The sequence below is a fragment of the Streptomyces shenzhenensis genome (assembly GCF_003688995.1).
Lineage (GTDB): Bacteria > Actinomycetota > Actinomycetes > Streptomycetales > Streptomycetaceae > Streptomyces > Streptomyces shenzhenensis_A.
The window spans coordinates 493,675-509,895 of the sequence record NZ_PENI01000002.1 but is presented as its reverse complement, the minus strand read 5'-3'; the positions used below and the strand labels follow the sequence as shown (position 1 = coordinate 509,895).

Sequence of the window (16,221 nt, the reverse complement as noted above, 5' to 3'; positions counted from 1 at the left end):
GGCGGGACGGTCAGGGGTGTGCGGGCACGGTCGTCAGCAGCGGCTTCGGGGAGGTCCTGCCGTCCGGCAGGCCCATGGCGGTGATGGCGAGGACCAGGGCGAGCGCGACGGCGAGACCGGTCGCGGCGGCGATCAGGGCGCGCATGCGGAGCCTCCCCGGACGGTCGGAACAGTCGGACGCAGCCGCGAGCTGATGGTGCGTCAGGTCCGGCACGGTAGCAACGGGAGGGCGAGATGAGAACACGTCGCACACGGACGAGGGCGCCCGTCCGCGGATGCGGAGGGCGCCCTCGCGGGGAGCGGTGTGCCGACGGCCGTTACGACGTCGCGGAGGCGGTCGGCGACGGGGACGGGGTGGCGGCCGCGGTCACCGTCAGTTCGACGGTCAGCGTCGCGCCGCCGGTGGTGACGATGCGGAGCAGGAACGTGCCCTCGGTGTCGTCCGCGTACAGCGTGGGCAGCGTGATCCGGCCGTTCGCGTCGGTCACCAGGTCGGTCAGGGTGCGCACCGCGGTGCCGTCGGCGTCCTTGAAGTAGGGGCCCTTGTCGTTGACGGTGGTGTCGTCCGCCGACTTGACCAGGGTCGCGGTGGCCGCGACGCCGTCCGCGACCGCGCCCTGGTACGTGGCCTGCACGGTGACCTGGTCGGCGAACTCGCCGCCCGCCGTGCACGTCAGCGGGGCCTCGCCGGTGCGGGCGAGGGCGTCGGCGGCGCGCGCGGTGACCGTCGCCGCGTAGTCGAGGCCCTTGACCGCGGGGCGGCCCACGACGGTGGCCCGGACGGTGAAGTCGCCGGTCTTCTGGCCCGCCTTCAGCGCCGGCGCGACGGCCACGCCGCTGCTGTCGGTGGCGACCGTGGCGACGCTCTCGCCGCCGGCGAAGGTGGCGTCGGTGTCCCCGATCAGCGTGAACCGGACGCGGACCTTGCCGACGGACTTGCCGGCCTTGGTCTCGGCGCGCGTGCTGATCTTCTTGGCGAAGGTGTCGCCGGCCATCGCGGAGAGCTTGGCGGTGCCGGCGTCGGCCAGGTGGTCCACCGTGTCGGTGGGCGTGGCCGGCGGGGACGGCGTGCTCGGCGGGGACGGCTCGTTGGGCTTCGGGGTGTTGTTCGGCTGCTCCGGCTTCGGCGTGGACCCGCCGGGCTTCTCGGGCGACGGGGAGGGGCTGGTGCGGCCGGGTTCGTCGCTGCGGCTGCTGGGCAGCCGGCCGGTGCCGTCCGGGATCGAGTGGGTGCCCTTGCGGTAGTACTCCAGCCACGACAGGACGGTGTTGAGGTAGTCCTGCGAGTTGTTGTAGCTGAGGATCGCCTTGTCGAGGTCGGCCTGCACCGACAGGTCCCAGCCGTAGCGGCACAGGTAGTGGCCGGCCGCGAGCGCGGCGTCGTAGATGTTGTTGGGGTCCTTCTTGCCGTCGCCGTTGCCGTCGCGGCCCGCCCAGGCCCAGGTGGACGGAATGAACTGCATGGGGCCGACGGCCTGGTCGTAGAGGCTGTTGCCGTCGTACGCGCCGTTGTCGGTGTCCCTGATGAGCGCGAAGCCGTTGCCGTCGAGCTGCGGGCCGAGGATCGGGCTCAGAGTGTCGCCGTTCGCGTCGACCCGGCCGCCCCGGGCCTGGCCGGATTCGACCTTGCCGATGGCGGCGAGGAGTTCCCAGGGCAGGTTGCAGCCCGGCTTGGCGGAGCGCAGCTCCGCCTCGGCCCTCTTGTACGCGTCCAGCACGGTGGCCGGTATGCCCGCCTCGGCATCGCCCTGGGTGACCGAGGTGCCGGCGGTCGACGAGGGGCTGGGACTGGGGCTGTTGAGGGGCGGCAGGTCCGTGTAGTACGGCGAATTGCCGGTGGCGTTCTGCTCGGCACCGTCCTCCGGAGCGGAGGCGCTGGTGCCGGTGGCGGCCGGCTTGTCGGGGTCGGTCGTCACGCCCGGAGCCTGGGACGCCGAGAGGGCCGCGACCGCCGCGGCGGCCGCCGCGGTCGTCGCCGCTCCCTTGCGCAGCCTCCTGCCGAAATGCGCCGCCATAGAGTGAACCCTCCCCTGGACGCCCCAGCGCCCGTCTCCGACTGCCTGCTCGCTCTGTTGTGACGGTTGACCCGGAGCAGTGGTTGCCCTGTTGTGCCCTACGGGCACGCACGGTGATCCCTTCGGCCCTGCGTCACCGGGCGGCGCCCCGGGTGACCCTACGGCAACTTTCTTTGCTCGGGCACCCGTTGCAGCCCGGTTTTCACCGGTTGGCCATATGCCGTTGCGGTGACCGAGGCCCCGCATACTTGACGGACGCGATCACCGGGTCGGCACAGCAGCCGACGACCGCTTCAGGGGGCCTCGTTGCCGTTCACTCTCAGCCATGCCGCCGCCGTCCTGCCCGCGGTGCGCACGGACGGCACCGGGCGGGGCCGGCTGGTGCCCGCGGTGCTCGTCGCGGGCTCCTTCGCGCCCGACATGACCTACTACGTGGCGAGCGTCCTGCCGGGTGCGATGGAGTTCGGGACGGTCACGCACTCGCCGGGCGGCATCCTCGGCGTCGACGTGCTGACCGCCTGGGCGCTGGTGGGTCTGTGGCTGCTGGTGCGCGAGCCGCTGGTGGCCCTGTTGCCGCGGGCCCACCGGGCACGGCCCGCGGCGCTGCTGCGGTGCGGGGCGCCACGCGCGCGCGTGCGGCCCGCCACGGTGGCCCGGTGGTACGTCTCCGCCGTCCTCGGGGCGCTGACCCACGTGGTGTGGGACGCGTTCACGCACGAGGGCCGCTGGGGCACACGGCTGCTCCCGGTCCTGGACCGGGATCTGGCGGGCGCGCCGCTGTACCGGTATCTGCAGTACGGCGGCTCGGCGTTCGCCGCGCTCGTGATCGCCGCGTTCGTGGTGTGTGCGGTGCGGCGGGCGCCCGCGCGCGAACCGGTGGGTGTGCCGGTCCTGTCCGTACGGGACCGGTGGGGGGCCGGTGCCGTGATCGGTTGCTGCGCGGTGGTCGGAGCGGTCGAGCGTGCGACCCGCTGGTGGGCGTACTGGGGCGACATTGCGCAGCCCTGGGACCTGGTGCCGGCGGTGTGCTTCGGGGCGGGCGCGGGGCTCGTGCCGGGGCTCGTGGTGTACGCCCTGGGGGTCAGGGCGTGGCGTCAGGCCCCGGTTCCCGCCGGTTCCGGAGGGGACGAGGCGGAGCGGAGCCGGCCGGTCGCTCGGTGACGGTGGCGACGAACACGGTGATGGTGCGGGGTGGGCGCGGGCGTGGGAGCAGGGTGAGGAACAGCGCGAGGTAGCTGCGGGCCAGCTCGGTCCAGTGGTGCCAGCGCGGGGTCGGGTCGGGGCGGGGGGTGTGCCCTCCGAGGCGCCGCCCGAGGTCGGTCACGGCCTTGCGCACCGTGGTCGCCGGGGCGGTGGGGATGCGGGCGGTGCTTGCGTCGGCCGCGAGGGCCGGGACCTGCGGGGGCGGCATGGACGGGGCCGCGGCGGTGTCCGCCCCGGCGGTGATCCACGCCTGTGCCGTCCGGCGGTGGAGCATGCGTATACCCATGCCCGCATCCTTACGGGCGGGCGTGGCGGGGGCGTTCTGGCGGGGGCCACGTGAGTGACGGTGCCCTGCGGGGCTTGGCCGGGGTTGTGCGGGTTGGTTGGTGGCGGGGGGTTGTGCGGGTTGGTTGGTGAGGGGGGAATCGGTGGGTTCGGCACCGCCGGGGTGCGCCGTCGGGGGTGCTCGCCGTTGCGGCGGGAATTGGGGGGGCGGCGGAACATGCGGGCGGCGATGGGATGTGGGGGGCGGGGTGTGGGCTGGTCAGAGGGGGCGGCTGCGGGTTGGTTGGTGAGGGGGAATCGGTGGGTTCGGCACCGCCGGGAAGCGCCGTCGGGGGTGCTCGCCGTTGCGGCGGGAATTGGCGGGGCGGCGGAACACGGGGGCGGCGATGGGAAGTGGGGGGTAGCGAAACATGGGGGCGGTGGCTCTGCGCGACCGCGCGTTTCACCGCCCCCCAAGATCCCTCGTGCTCTCTCCTTGGTCAGTGGGCTGCTGATTCCCAGTCGGGGCCCGCGCCGATCGAGACGTCCAGGGGAGCCCTCAGGTGCACGGCGGCAGCCATCTCGCGGCGGACGATCTCCTCCGTGGCCGCGCGCTCGCCCGGGGCGATCTCCAGGACGATTTCGTCGTGAACCTGGAGGAGCATGCGGGACGTGAGGCCCGCCTCGCGCAGCGCCCGGTCGACGTTGAGCATGGCGATCTTGACGATGTCGGCCGCCGTGCCCTGGATCGGCGCGTTCAGGGCCATCCGCTCGGCCATCTCGCGCCGCTGGCGGTTGTCGCTGTTGAGGTCCGGCAGGTAGCGGCGGCGCCCGAACAGCGTCTCCGTGTAGCCGGTCGCCCGCGCCTCGTCGACCACGCGGCGCAGATAGTCCCGCACGCCGCCGAACCGCTCGAAGTATGTGTCCATCAGGGTCCGGGCCTCGGCCGCCTCGATGTTCAACTGCTGGGAGAGGCCGAAGGCGGACAGCCCGTACGCCAGGCCGTACGACATCGCCTTGATCTTGCGACGCATCTCCGCGTCCACCCCGGCGCGCTCGACCGAGAACACCTGCGAGGCGACGGTGGTGTGCAGGTCCTCGCCCGAGGTGAACGCGTCGAGCAGGCCCTCGTCCTCGGACAGGTGGGCCATCACGCGCAGCTCGATCTGGCTGTAGTCGGCGGTCATCAGGGACTCGAAGCCGTCGCCGACGACGAAGCCACGGCGGATCGCGCGGCCCTCGTCCGTGCGGACCGGGATGTTCTGCAGGTTCGGGTCGGTCGAGGAGAGCCGGCCGGTGGCCGCGACGGTCTGGTTGAACGTGGTGTGGATGCGGCCGTCGGCCGCGATCGTCTTGATCAGGCCCTCGACCGTGACGCGCAGCTTCGCCTGCTCGCGGTGGCGGAGCATGATGACCGGCAGCTCGTTCTCGGTCTGGGTGGCGAGCCAGGCCAGGGCGTCGGCGTCGGTGGTGTAGCCGGTCTTGGTCTTCTTGGTCTTGGGCAGCGCCAGTTCGCCGAAGAGGACCTCCTGGAGCTGCTTGGGCGAGCCCAGGTTGAACTCGTGCCCGGCGGCCGCGTGGGCCTCCTTCACCGCCTGCTGCACGGCGCCCGCGAACATCTGCTCCATGGTCTCCAGGTGGGCCCGGTCCGCCGCGATGCCGTGCCGCTCCATGCGGGCGAGCAGCGCCGAGGTCGGCAGCTCGACGTCCCGCAGCAGGTCCGCCGCGCCGACCTCCCCCAGCCGGCCCTCGAAGGCCTCGCCCAGGTCGAGGATCGCGCGGGCCTGGATCATGAGCGCCTCCGCCTCGGCGCCGTCCTCCGCGCCGAAGGCGAGCTGGCCGTCGGCCGCGGCGGCGGGCGCCAGCTCACGGCCCAGGTACTCCAGGGACAGCGCGTCCAGGTCGAAGGAGCGGCGGCCCGGCTTGACCAGGTAGGCCGCGAGCGCCGTGTCCATGCCGACGCCGTCGATGCTCCAGCCGTGCTCGGCGCAGACCCGCATGGCGCCCTTGGCGTTGTGCAGGACCTTGGGCCGGCCGGCGTCCGCCAGCCAGGCCGCGAACGCGTTCTCGTCGGCCTCGTCCAGCTCGGCCGGGTCGAACCAGGCGGCGGGCCCGTCGGCCGTGGCGAGCGCCACCTCGGCGACCGAGCCGGTGCCGAGGGCCCAGGTGTCGACGGTGGCGACGCCCAGGGGCCGCGTGCCGTGCTCGGCGAGCCAGGGGCCCAGCTCGCCGGTGCCGAGCACGGTGCCGTCCAGTTCCACGCCGTCGGCCGCGACCACGGTGGTCTCGGCCTCCTCGGCGCCCGGGTCGACGGCGAACAGCCGCTCGCGCAGGGACGGGTTGCGGATCTCCAGGGTGTCCAGGACCAGCACGACGCCCTTGCGGTCGTACGGAGCGCGCTCCAGTTCGGCGACCGTCCGCGACAGCTCCACCTGGCGCTCCAGTTCGGTGAGCCGCCGGTTGAGCTTGACCGACTCCAGGTGATCGCGGAGGTTCTGCCCGGCCTTGCCCTTGACCTCGTCGGCGCGCTCGACCAGTTCCGCGAAGGAACCGAACTGGTTGATCCACTTGGCGGCCGTCTTCTCGCCGACGCCGGGGATGCCCGGGAGGTTGTCGGACGGGTCGCCGCGCAGCGCCGCGAAGTCGGGGTACTGCGCCGGCGTCAACCCGTACTTCTCAACAACCTTCTCAGGGGTGAAGCGGGTCAACTCCGATACACCCTTGGTCGGGTACAGCACCGTCGTGTGCTCGGTGACCAGTTGGAAGGAGTCGCGGTCACCGGTGACGATCAGCACCTCGAAGCCCTCGGCCTCGGCGCGGGTGGCGAGCGTGGCGATGATGTCGTCCGCCTCGTACCCCTCGACGGCGAAGCGCGGGGCGTGCATCGCGTCGAGCAGTTCGCCGATCAGCTCGACCTGGCCCTTGAACTCGTCCGGGGTCTTGGAGCGGTTCGCCTTGTACTCGGCGAACTCCTCCGAACGCCAGGTCTTGCGGGAGACGTCGAAGGCCACCGCGAAGTGCGTGGGCGCCTCGTCGCGCAGCGTGTTGGCGAGCATCGACGCGAAGCCGTAGATGGCGTTCGTCGGCTGGCCCGTCGCGGTCGTGAAGTTCTCCGCGGGCAGCGCGAAGAACGCGCGGTAGGCCAGCGAGTGCCCGTCCATGAGCATGAGCCGGGGACGGCCGCCGCCGGAGGTCTTGTCGGTCTTCTTCGATGCTGTCTCTGCCACGCACCCGATCCTGCCACGCCGCACTGACACTCGGCCCCGGCCCCACACTCCGGGCGGCGACCAAGATCCCTTTCCGCACTGCCCTCGATCATTGTCACCGCGGCATGGGAGTATCGAATGCAAGCGCACAGAAGCAGCAGTCGAGGGGAGCGCGTGATGGCGACGAAGCCGCCGAAGGGTGATCCGGTCCAGGACGCGCCGCAGGTCGGCGAGCCCAAGCATGCGGCGGCGGGGTTGCCGGCCATCGGGCACACGCTGCGCATCGCCCAGCAGCAGATGGGGGTGAAGCGCACCGCGCTGACCCTGCTGCGCGTCAATCAGAAGGACGGCTTCGACTGCCCGGGCTGTGCCTGGCCCGAGCCGGACCACCGGCACACGGCGGAGTTCTGTGAGAACGGCGCGAAGGCGGTGGCCGAGGAGGCCACCCGGCGCCGGGTCACTCCCGAGTTCTTCGCCGCGCACCCGGTCGCCGACCTGGCCACCCGCAGCGGCTACTGGCTGGGACAGCAGGGGCGGCTCACCCACCCCATGTACCTGCCGGAGGGCGGCGAGCACTACGAGCCGGTCTCCTGGGAGCGCGCCTTCGACATCGTCGCCGACGAGATCGCCGCGCTCTCCTCCCCCGATGAGGCGCTCTTCTACACGTCGGGCCGCACCAGCAACGAGGCCGCGTTCCTGTTCCAGCTCTTCGCGCGCGAGCTGGGCACGAACAACCTGCCCGACTGCTCGAACATGTGCCACGAGTCGTCCGGCTCGGCCCTCTCCGAGACCATCGGCATCGGCAAGGGCAGCGTGCTGCTCGAGGACCTCTACAAGGCAGACCTGATCATCGTCGCCGGCCAGAACCCGGGGACGAACCATCCGCGGATGCTCTCCGCCCTGGAGAAGGCCAAGGCCAACGGCGCGCGGATCATCAGTGTCAACCCGCTGCCCGAGGCGGGCCTGGAGCGGTTCAAGAACCCGCAGACCCCGCAGGGCATGCTCAGGGGCGCCGCGCTGACCGATCTGTTCCTGCAGATCCGCATCGGCGGCGACCAGGCCCTCTTCCGCCTCCTCAACAAGCTGGTCCTGGAGACCGAGGGCGCCGTCGACGAGGACTTCGTCCGCGAGCACACCCATGGCTACGAGGAGTTCGCCGAGGCCGCCCGCGCCGCCGACTGGGACGAGACGCTGACGGCGACGGGCCTCACGCGCGAGGAGATCGACCGGGCGCTGGCGATGGTGCTCGCCTCCGAGCGCACGATCGTCTGCTGGGCCATGGGCCTCACCCAGCACAAGCACTCCGTGCCGACCATCCGTGAGGTGGTCAACTTCCTGCTGCTGCGCGGCAACATCGGGCGTCCGGGCGCGGGCGTCTGCCCGGTGCGCGGTCACTCGAACGTGCAAGGCGACCGGACGATGGGCATCTTCGAGCGGCCCGCCCCGGCCTTCCTGGACGCCCTGGAGAAGGAGTTCGGTTTCGCCCCGCCGCGCGAGCACGGCTACGACGTCGTACGCGCCATCCGCGCCCTGCGCGACGGTGCCGCGAAGGTCTTCTTCGCGATGGGCGGCAACTTCGTCTCCGCCTCCCCCGACACCGAGGTGACCGAGGCGGCCATGCGGCGCGCGCGGCTGACCGTGCATGTGTCGACGAAGCTCAACCGCTCGCACGTGGTCACGGGCGCGCGTGCACTGATCCTGCCCACCCTGGGCCGCACCGAGCGTGATCTGCAGGGGTCGGGCGAGCAGTTCGTGACCGTCGAGGACTCCATGGGCATGGTGCACGCCTCCCGGGGCCGGCTGGAACCGGCGAGCCCGAGGCTGCTGTCCGAGCCGTCGATCGTGTGCCGGCTGGCGCGCCGGGTGCTCGGCGCGGACAGCGTGGTCCCGTGGGAGGAGTTCGAGAAGGACTACGCGACGATCCGGGACCGCATCGCGCGTGTGATCCCCGGCTTCGAGGACTTCAACGCGCGCGTGGCCCGGCCCGGCGGTTTCGCGCTGCCGCACGGCCCGCGCGACGAGCGCCGCTTCCCGACGGCCACGGGGAAGGCGAACTTCACGGCGGCGCCGGTCGAGTACCCGGAGCTGCCGGAGGGCCGGCTGCTGCTGCAGACGATCCGCTCGCACGACCAGTACAACACCACCGTCTACGGCCTCGACGACCGCTACCGGGGGATCAAGAACGGGCGCCGGGTGGTGCTGGTGAACCCGGAGGACGCGCGGGACCTGCGGCTCGCGGACGGCTCGTACGTCGACCTGGTCGGCGAGTGGCGGGACGGCGTGGAGCGGCGGGCGGCGGGGTTCCGGGTCGTGCACTACCCGACCGCGCGGGGCTGTGCGGCGGCCTACTACCCCGAGACCAATGTGCTCGTGCCGCTGGACGCCACCGCGGACACCAGCAACACCCCGGCCAGCAAGTCCGTCGTGGTGCGTCTGGAACAATCGGCGACCGAGTGAGCGTTTGCTCAGTCGAGTTCCAGTGAGTTGATCACGACGGACGGAGCCTGGCCGATGGGCGAGCAGCAGAATGTGAAGTTCCCGCAGGAGACGGTCGACGAGTACGCCGCGCTCGGGGTGGACCTGCCGGCGCTGTTCTCCGCGGGCCATCTCGGGACGCGCATGGGCGTGCAGATCGTCGAGGCATCGGCCGAGCGGGTCGTCGGGACGATGCCGGTGGAGGGGAACACCCAGCCGTACGGGCTGCTGCACGGCGGTGCGTCCGCCGTGCTGGCGGAGACCCTGGGCTCGGTGGGTTCGATGCTGCACGGGGGCAGTTCGAAGATCGCCGTGGGCGTCGACCTCAACTGCACGCACCACCGGGGCGTGCGGTCGGGCCTGGTCACCGGGGTGGCGACGCCGCTGCACCGGGGGCGGAGCACGGCGACGTACGAGATCGTGATCAGTGACGAGGCGGGTCGGCGGGTGTGCAGCGCCCGGCTGACCTGTCTGCTGCGTGACATCGACGCGGACGACGAGGCCCGGGTCCGTCCCGCCCAGGGCTGAACAGCGGGCCGTGCCGAGCCGTTGATCCTCACCGGGCCGTGACGCGCCGTCGTTCGGCTGCGGCTGCGTCGTGGCCAGGCGCGCAGTTCCCCGCGCCCCTTCGCTTTCGCTGGTCGTGACGCCGTGGGCGCCTTTTCCGGGCAAAAGCGGGCTCTCCCCGCAAGATCACGACAACCATGCACGTGACGGAATACGGGAAAAGTGCCGAAAGACGCCGGACTTCCTTTCCTGGACGTAACTCTGCGTAATACGCACGCAATACAAGCCCACGGTTTCATCCTGGAGTCACGCTGCGCACAGCACGTCACAGAAGCCCTTCGAGTTGCCTGCGGCACCAGTTCCCGTAATCACCAAAACGCCTGAGACACCTGAACGAATCACGGCCGGTCCTGCATGTTCTCACCATGCGGACGGGGCGAATCGACCGGAATTCACGCGTTCCCCCCAGCGTGTACCGCTCTGCATTACCTGGTGTCATAACAAGAGCGTCACAGCATTGGCCAGACTCTCTCCCCGTTCGTCACAGCAGGCTTAGAGTCACGGCCAGTCACCGCGCCGTCGGATTGTTTTTTCGGCCCAGCGCGCGACTCGACCGTTTCCACGGGGACGCGGTCGTGCCAGGGAAAGGATGGATCGTGCGTCAACGTTCGCTCATCGCCATCACCGCCGCGCTGGCGGCGGGAGCACTCACCCTCACCGCCTGCGGCTCGCGCGACAGCGGCGACAAGGGCTCCGACTCCGGCAGTGGCGGCACCACCGTTGTCATCGGCGTCGACGCCCCGCTGACCGGCGACCTGTCCGCGCTGGGCCTCGGTATCAAGAACTCGGTGGACCTCGCGGCCAAGACCGCGAACAAGGAGGACTACGTCAAGGGCATCACCTTCGAGATCCAGGCCCTCGACGACCAGGGGCAGCCCTCCTCCGGCCAGCAGAACGCCACCAAGCTCGTCGCCGACAAGAGCGTCCTCGGTGTCGTCGGCCCGCTGAACTCGTCGGTGGCCGAGTCGATGCAGAAGGTGTTCGACGACGCCAAGCTGGTCGAGGTCTCGCCGGCCAACACCAACCCGGCCCTGACCCAGGGCACCAACTGGCAGACGTCGAAGGCGCGTCCGTACAAGTCGTACTTCCGCACCGCGACCACGGACGCCATCCAGGGCCCGTTCGCCGCGCAGTACCTGTTCAACGACGCCAAGAAGAAGAAGGTCTTCGTCATCGACGACAAGAAGACCTACGGCGCGGGCCTCGCCGCCACCTTCACCGAGGAGTTCAAGAAGCTCGGCGGCACCGTGGCGGGCAGCGAGCACATCAACCCGGACACCAAGGACTTCTCCGCGGTCGCCACCAAGGTCAAGAACTCGGGCGCCGACGTCGTCTACTACGGCGGCGAGTACCCGCAGGCCGGCCCGCTGAGCAAGCAGATCAAGGCCGCCGGCGCCAAGATCCCCGTGATCGGCGGCGACGGCATCTACAGCGCCGACTTCATCAAGCTGGCCGGCGCGACCGCCACCGGCGACCTCGCCACCTCGGTCGGCGCCCCGGTCGAAGAACTCCCCTCCGCCAAGGAGTTCGTCGCGAACTACAAGGCCGCGGGCTACAAGGAGGCCTACGAGGCGTACGGCGGCTACTCCTACGACTCCGGCTGGGCGATCATCGAGGCCGTGAAGAAGGTCGTCGAGGACAACGGCGGCAAGCTGCCGTCCGACGCCCGCGCGAAGGTCTCCGAGGCCATGCAGAACGTCTCCTTCGACGGGGTGACCGGCAAGGTCTCCTTCGACGAGTACGGTGACGCGACCAACAAGCAGCTCACCGTCTACGCCGTCAAGAACGGCGCTTGGGAGTCGGTCAAGTCCGGTACCTACACCGGCTGATCCGCCCGCACCACCTGAGCCGCGCGGGGCGCTGTTCCACAGGCGCCCCGCGCGGACTCGCATCCGGCTCCATCCGTCATCCGTCGAAACATCCGAAGTCTCGGAGGACATGCGGTGAACGAACTGCCGCAGCAGCTGGTCAACGGCCTGCTACTGGGATCCATGTACGGGCTGGTCGCCATCGGTTACACAATGGTCTACGGCATTGTCCAGCTCATCAACTTCGCCCACGGCGAGATCTTCATGACCGGCGCCTTCGGGGCCCTCTCGGTCTATCTGTGGGTGCTGCCCGACGGCACCACCATGTGGGTGGCCCTGCCGCTCATGCTCATCGGCGCCATCCTGGTCTCCGTCATCGTCGCGGTGGGAGCGGAACGACTCGCCTACCGTCCGCTGCGCGGCGCTCCCCGGCTCGCTCCGCTCATCACCGCCATCGGCCTGTCCCTGGCCCTCCAGCAGGCGGTCTGGGCCTGGTACCCCGAGGCCAAGTCCGCGCGCACCTTCCCGCAGATCGACGGCGGCCCGTTCCACCTCGGCAACGTCACGATCCAGACGGGCGACATCTTCCTGTTCGCCGCGGCGCCCATCAGCATGGCCGTCCTCGCCTACTTCGTCATGAAGACCCGCACCGGACGCGGCATGCAGGCCACCGCCCAGGATCCGGACACCGCGAAGCTCATGGGTGTCAACACCGACCGCATCATCGTGATCGCCTTCGCCCTCGGTGCCACCTTCGCGGCCGTCGGCGGTGTCGCCTACGGCCTGAAGTACGGCCAGATCGACTACAAGATGGGCTTCATCCTCGGTCTGAAGGCGTTCACCGCGGCCGTCCTCGGCGGCATCGGCAACATCTACGGCGCCATGATCGGCGGTGTCGTCCTCGGCGTCGCCGAGACCCTGGCCACCGCCTACATCGCCGACATCCCGGGCATGGACAAGTTCGGCAGCCAGTCCTGGGCCGACGTCTGGGCCTTCGTACTCCTCATCCTCGTACTGCTGTTCAGGCCACAGGGCCTGCTCGGCGAGCGCGTCGCGGACAGGGCGTGACACCGATGACCACACAGACCACCGCACCCGAGACCCCCAGCGCCCCGGTCGCCGGCCGCACGAGCGGCGCCCTGGGCATGCCCGCGCCCGTCGCGCGCGCCCTCGCCACCGGCGGCGGCGTCCTCAGCGTCGTCTCGACGTTTCTCGCCTGGACCTGGACGTCCGAGTTCCCCGGCGACCTCACCGTCTACGGCTACCCCGGCGGCCTCCAGGTCCTGGTGCTCATCGCCGGGGCGCTGACCGCGCTGTTCGGCCTCTCCTCGTACGGGGTGAAGGGCCTGACCGGGCTGACGCCCGCGGGCGGCGACGGCGCGCTCCGGTTCGCGTCGCTGGCCGCGTTCGGCACCGCCTGGTACACGGTCATCGCGATCAGCTCCACGCTCGGCGGCGTCGTCAACCTGGAGCCCGGCGGCTATCTCGCGGCCGCGGCCTCCCTGATCGCCGTCCTCGGCGCGCACACGCTGCCGTTCGAACGGCCCGAGCCCGACCCGCTCGACCCGGACGAGTCCGCCTGGGAGCACATCAAGCACCGCCTCGCCCACGGCTGGCAGACGGTCAAGGCCTCCTACGCCGGCGGCACTCCCCGCCCCGTGGGCGCGCTGCCGTCGTACGCCGAGATCCTGATCATCGTCGCGATCCTCGCCCTGGGCCTGACCGTCTTCACCTACGGCATCGGCACCTCGTACGACGAGCTGTTCATCGGCTTCCTGATCACGGCGGGGTTCGGCTTCGCCGCGCTCAACAAGGCGGGGCTGGTCGCCCAGGCGTCCCAGATCACCGCCCGGCACCAGAACATCACCATGGTCGGCGCCTTCGTCGCGGCGGCCCTGTTCCCCTTCACCCAGACCGACGACCAGTACGCCACGGTCGGCGTGTACATCCTCATCTTCGCGACCGTCGCCCTCGGTCTGAACATCGTCGTCGGCCTCGCGGGCCTGCTCGACCTCGGCTACGTGGCCTTCCTCGGCGTCGGCGCCTACGCGGCGGCCCTGGTCTCCGGCTCGCCCAGCTCCCCGTTCGACGTGCACTTCCCGTTCTGGGCCGCCGTCCTGGTGGGCGCCGCCGCCTCCCTCGTCTTCGGTGTGCTCATCGGCGCCCCGACCCTGCGGCTGCGCGGCGACTATCTCGCCATCGTCACCCTCGGCTTCGGTGAGATCTTCCGGATCACCGCCAACAACCTCGACGGCACCTCAGGACCCGACCTCACCAACGGCTCCAACGGCATCGCGTCGATCCCGAACCTCGACATCCTCGGCTTCGACTTCGGTGCCCAGCACGATGTCGGCGGTTTCACCATCGGCCGGTTCGCCAACTACTTCTTCCTGATGCTGATCATCACCGCGGTCGTCGTGCTGGTCTTCCGGCGCAGCGGTGACTCCCGCATCGGGCGTGCCTGGGTGGCCATCCGTGAGGACGAGACCGCGGCCCACGCCATGGGCATCAACGGCTTCCGCGTCAAGCTCATCGCGTTCGCCGTCGGCGCCTCGCTGGCCGGCCTCGCCGGAACCGTCCAGGCCCACGTCACCTACACGGTCACCCCGGAGCAGTACCTCTTCGCCGGTCCCATCCCGCCCAACTCGGCGTTCCTGCTGGCCGCGGTGGTCCTCGGCGGCATGGGCACCATCAGCGGGCCGCTCATCGGCGCGTCCCTGCTGTTCCTGATCCCCAACAAGCTCCAGTTCCTCGGCGACTACCAGCTCTTGGCCTTCGGTGTCGCGCTCATCCTGCTGATGCGCTTCCGCCCGGAGGGCCTGATCCCCAACCGGCGCCGCCAGCTCGAATTCCACGAAGAGGCCGAAGCGCCCGCCGTCCTCACCAAGGCAGGGGCCTGAACCACGATGACTACCGACACCACCACCCGGGGCGCCGCGCCCGGTGCCTCCGCGCCCGGCGAGGCCGTGCTCGACGCCCGCGGCGTCACCATGCGCTTCGGTGGCCTGACGGCCGTGCGCAATGTCGACCTCACCGTCAACAGCGGTGAGATCGTGGGCCTGATCGGCCCGAACGGCGCCGGCAAGACGACCTTCTTCAACTGCCTGACGGGCCTGTACGTCCCGACCGAGGGCGAGGTCCGTTACAAGGGCGCCGTACTGCCGCCGAAGTCGTTCAAGGTCACCGCGGCCGGCATCGCCCGCACCTTCCAGAACATCCGGCTGTTCGCCAACATGACGGTGCTGGAGAACGTCCTCGTCGGCCGGCACACCCGCACCAAGGAGGGCCTCTGGTCCGCGCTGCTGCGCGGCCCCGGCTTCCACCGGGCCGAGGCGGCCTCCCGCGCACGCGCCATGGAGCTGCTGCGGTTCGTCGGCCTGGACGGGAAGGCCGAGCACCTGGCCCGCAACCTGCCCTACGGCGAGCAGCGCAAGCTGGAGATCGCCCGGGCGCTGGCGAGTGAGCCGGGGCTGCTGCTCCTCGACGAGCCGACCGCGGGCATGAACCCGCAGGAGACCCGGGCCACCGAGGAACTGGTCTTCGCCATCCGCGACCAGGGCATCGCCGTCCTCGTCATCGAGCACGACATGCGCTTCATCTTCAACCTCTGCGACCGCGTCGCCGTCCTCGTGCAGGGCGAGAAGCTCGTCGAGGGCGACAGCGCGACCGTGCAGGGCGACGAGCGGGTCGTCGCCGCCTACCTGGGCGAGCCGTTCGAGAACGCGCCCGGCGCCGAGGAGGTCGCCGAGGTCGAGGCCGCCGAGGCACACGCCGACACTCCGCAGGACGCCGCGCCCGGCAAGGAGAACGACCGATGACCGCACTGCTCGAAGTCGAGGACCTCCGGGTCGCCTACGGCAAGATCGAGGCCGTCAAGGGCATCTCCTTCAAGGTCGAGGCCGGCGAGGTGGTCACCCTCATCGGCACCAACGGGGCCGGCAAGACCACCACGCTGCGCACGCTCTCGGGGCTGCTCAGGCCGGTGGGCGGGCAGATCCGGTTCAACGGCAGGTCGTTGAAGAAGGTGCCCGCGCACCAGGTGGTCGCGCTGGGGCTCGCCCACTCCCCCGAGGGGCGGCACATCTTCCCCCGGATGACCATCGAGGACAATCTGCGCCTGGGCGCGTTCCTGCGCAGCGACCGGCCGGGCATCGAGAAGGACATCCAGCGCGCCTACGACCTGTTCCCCATCCTCGGGGAGCGCAGCAAGCAGGCCGCGGGCACCCTGTCCGGCGGTGAGCAGCAGATGCTCGCGATGGGCCGGGCGCTGATGTCCCAGCCGAAGCTGCTGATGCTCGACGAGCCCTCGATGGGGCTGTCGCCGATCATGATGCAGAAGATCATGGCCACCATCGCCGAGCTGAAGGCCCAGGGCACAACGATTCTGCTGGTCGAGCAGAACGCCCAGGCCGCGCTCTCCCTCGCCGATCACGGCCATGTCATGGAGGTCGGCACCGTCGTCCTGTCGGGCACCGGGCAGGAGCTGCTGCACGACGAGTCGGTGCGCAAGGCGTATCTGGGCGAGGACTAGGCGCTCCGCGGGTTCGGCTGTGTTGCGGCGTCGGTCGGCTGCGGGCGCGTCCGTCGCCGGTCGACTGCGGGCGCGGCGTCGGTCGGCTGCGGTCCGGCGGCGGTCGACTGCGGTCCGTCGCCAGCCGCCTGCGGGCGCGGCGTCGGTCGGCT

At 70.8% G+C, this 16,221-nt stretch carries 12 protein-coding genes; 8 read left to right on the top strand and 4 right to left on the bottom strand.

Annotation, left to right across the window (positions count from 1 at the left end; genetic code table 11):
* Positions 1-10 precede the first annotated feature (10 nt).
* Both CTZ28_RS05150 and CTZ28_RS05145 read right to left on the bottom strand, forming a co-directional pair.
* Complete coding sequence (locus CTZ28_RS05150; RefSeq protein WP_121888008.1) at positions 11-145, bottom strand: SPW_0924 family protein; 135 nt, start codon at positions 143-145, stop codon at positions 11-13.
* Between the two features lie 172 nt (positions 146-317).
* Positions 318-2,015, bottom strand: a complete 1,698-nt coding sequence (locus CTZ28_RS05145; protein ID WP_121888007.1) for a lytic transglycosylase domain-containing protein — start codon at positions 2,013-2,015, stop codon at positions 318-320.
* A gap of 306 nt (positions 2,016-2,321) precedes the next feature.
* Here CTZ28_RS05145 and CTZ28_RS05140 point away from each other — a divergent pair, with 306 nt between their 5' ends.
* On the top strand, positions 2,322-3,176 hold the full coding sequence (locus CTZ28_RS05140; protein ID WP_121888006.1) for a DUF4184 family protein: 855 nt from the start codon (positions 2,322-2,324) through the stop codon (positions 3,174-3,176).
* Here CTZ28_RS05140 and CTZ28_RS05135 read toward each other — a convergent pair.
* Positions 3,097-3,504, bottom strand: coding sequence for a hypothetical protein (locus tag CTZ28_RS05135; RefSeq protein ID WP_121888005.1), 408 nt, complete (start codon positions 3,502-3,504; stop codon positions 3,097-3,099). The two genes, CTZ28_RS05140 and CTZ28_RS05135, sit on opposite strands and share 80 nt — an antisense overlap.
* 478 nt (positions 3,505-3,982) lie before the next feature.
* Positions 3,983-6,709, bottom strand: coding sequence for a DNA polymerase I (polA, locus tag CTZ28_RS05130; RefSeq protein ID WP_121888004.1), 2,727 nt, complete (start codon positions 6,707-6,709; stop codon positions 3,983-3,985).
* A gap of 156 nt (positions 6,710-6,865) precedes the next feature.
* On the opposite strand from polA, the gene CTZ28_RS05125 reads away from it, so the two are divergent.
* The 7 genes from CTZ28_RS05125 to CTZ28_RS05095 all read left to right on the top strand — a co-directional run bounded on the left by CTZ28_RS05125 (position 6,866) and on the right by CTZ28_RS05095 (position 16,069).
* On the top strand, positions 6,866-9,145 hold the full coding sequence (locus tag CTZ28_RS05125; protein WP_121888003.1) for an FdhF/YdeP family oxidoreductase: 2,280 nt from the start codon (positions 6,866-6,868) through the stop codon (positions 9,143-9,145).
* Positions 9,146-9,199: 54 nt separating this feature from the next.
* Positions 9,200-9,691, top strand: a complete 492-nt coding sequence (locus CTZ28_RS05120; RefSeq protein ID WP_121888002.1) for a hotdog fold thioesterase — start codon at positions 9,200-9,202, stop codon at positions 9,689-9,691.
* A gap of 635 nt (positions 9,692-10,326) precedes the next feature.
* Entirely contained in the window at positions 10,327-11,559 is a 1,233-nt protein-coding gene (locus CTZ28_RS05115) for a branched-chain amino acid ABC transporter substrate-binding protein (RefSeq protein ID WP_121888001.1), read from the top strand.
* Positions 11,560-11,673: 114 nt separating this feature from the next.
* Positions 11,674-12,606 (top strand): branched-chain amino acid ABC transporter permease, encoded by a 933-nt coding sequence (locus tag CTZ28_RS05110; protein WP_121888000.1) that lies wholly within the window; start codon positions 11,674-11,676, stop codon positions 12,604-12,606.
* Positions 12,607-12,611: 5 nt separating this feature from the next.
* Complete coding sequence (locus CTZ28_RS05105; protein ID WP_121887999.1) at positions 12,612-14,438, top strand: branched-chain amino acid ABC transporter permease; 1,827 nt, start codon at positions 12,612-12,614, stop codon at positions 14,436-14,438.
* Between the two features lie 6 nt (positions 14,439-14,444).
* On the top strand, positions 14,445-15,356 hold the full coding sequence (locus CTZ28_RS05100; protein ID WP_121887998.1) for an ABC transporter ATP-binding protein: 912 nt from the start codon (positions 14,445-14,447) through the stop codon (positions 15,354-15,356).
* Complete coding sequence (locus CTZ28_RS05095; RefSeq protein ID WP_121887997.1) at positions 15,353-16,069, top strand: ABC transporter ATP-binding protein; 717 nt, start codon at positions 15,353-15,355, stop codon at positions 16,067-16,069. Before CTZ28_RS05100 ends, CTZ28_RS05095 begins: the two co-directional genes overlap by 4 nt.
* Positions 16,070-16,221: the final 152 nt, after the last annotated feature.

Excerpts from the sequence above, each read along its gene's own strand:
- CTZ28_RS05150 (WP_121888008.1), bottom strand. The coding sequence starts at position 145 with ATGCGCGCCCTGATCGCCGCCGCGACCGGTCTCGCCGTCGCGCTCGCC.
- CTZ28_RS05145 (WP_121888007.1), bottom strand. The coding sequence starts at position 2,015 with ATGGCGGCGCATTTCGGCAGGAGGCTGCGCAAGGGAGCGGCGACGACC.
- CTZ28_RS05135 (WP_121888005.1), bottom strand. The coding sequence starts at position 3,504 with ATGGGTATACGCATGCTCCACCGCCGGACGGCACAGGCGTGGATCACC.
- CTZ28_RS05125 (WP_121888003.1), top strand. The coding sequence starts at position 6,866 with ATGGCGACGAAGCCGCCGAAGGGTGATCCGGTCCAGGACGCGCCGCAG.
- CTZ28_RS05120 (WP_121888002.1), top strand. The coding sequence starts at position 9,200 with ATGGGCGAGCAGCAGAATGTGAAGTTCCCGCAGGAGACGGTCGACGAG.
- CTZ28_RS05105 (WP_121887999.1), top strand. The coding sequence starts at position 12,612 with ATGACCACACAGACCACCGCACCCGAGACCCCCAGCGCCCCGGTCGCC.
- CTZ28_RS05100 (WP_121887998.1), top strand. The coding sequence starts at position 14,445 with ATGACTACCGACACCACCACCCGGGGCGCCGCGCCCGGTGCCTCCGCG.
- CTZ28_RS05095 (WP_121887997.1), top strand. The coding sequence starts at position 15,353 with ATGACCGCACTGCTCGAAGTCGAGGACCTCCGGGTCGCCTACGGCAAG.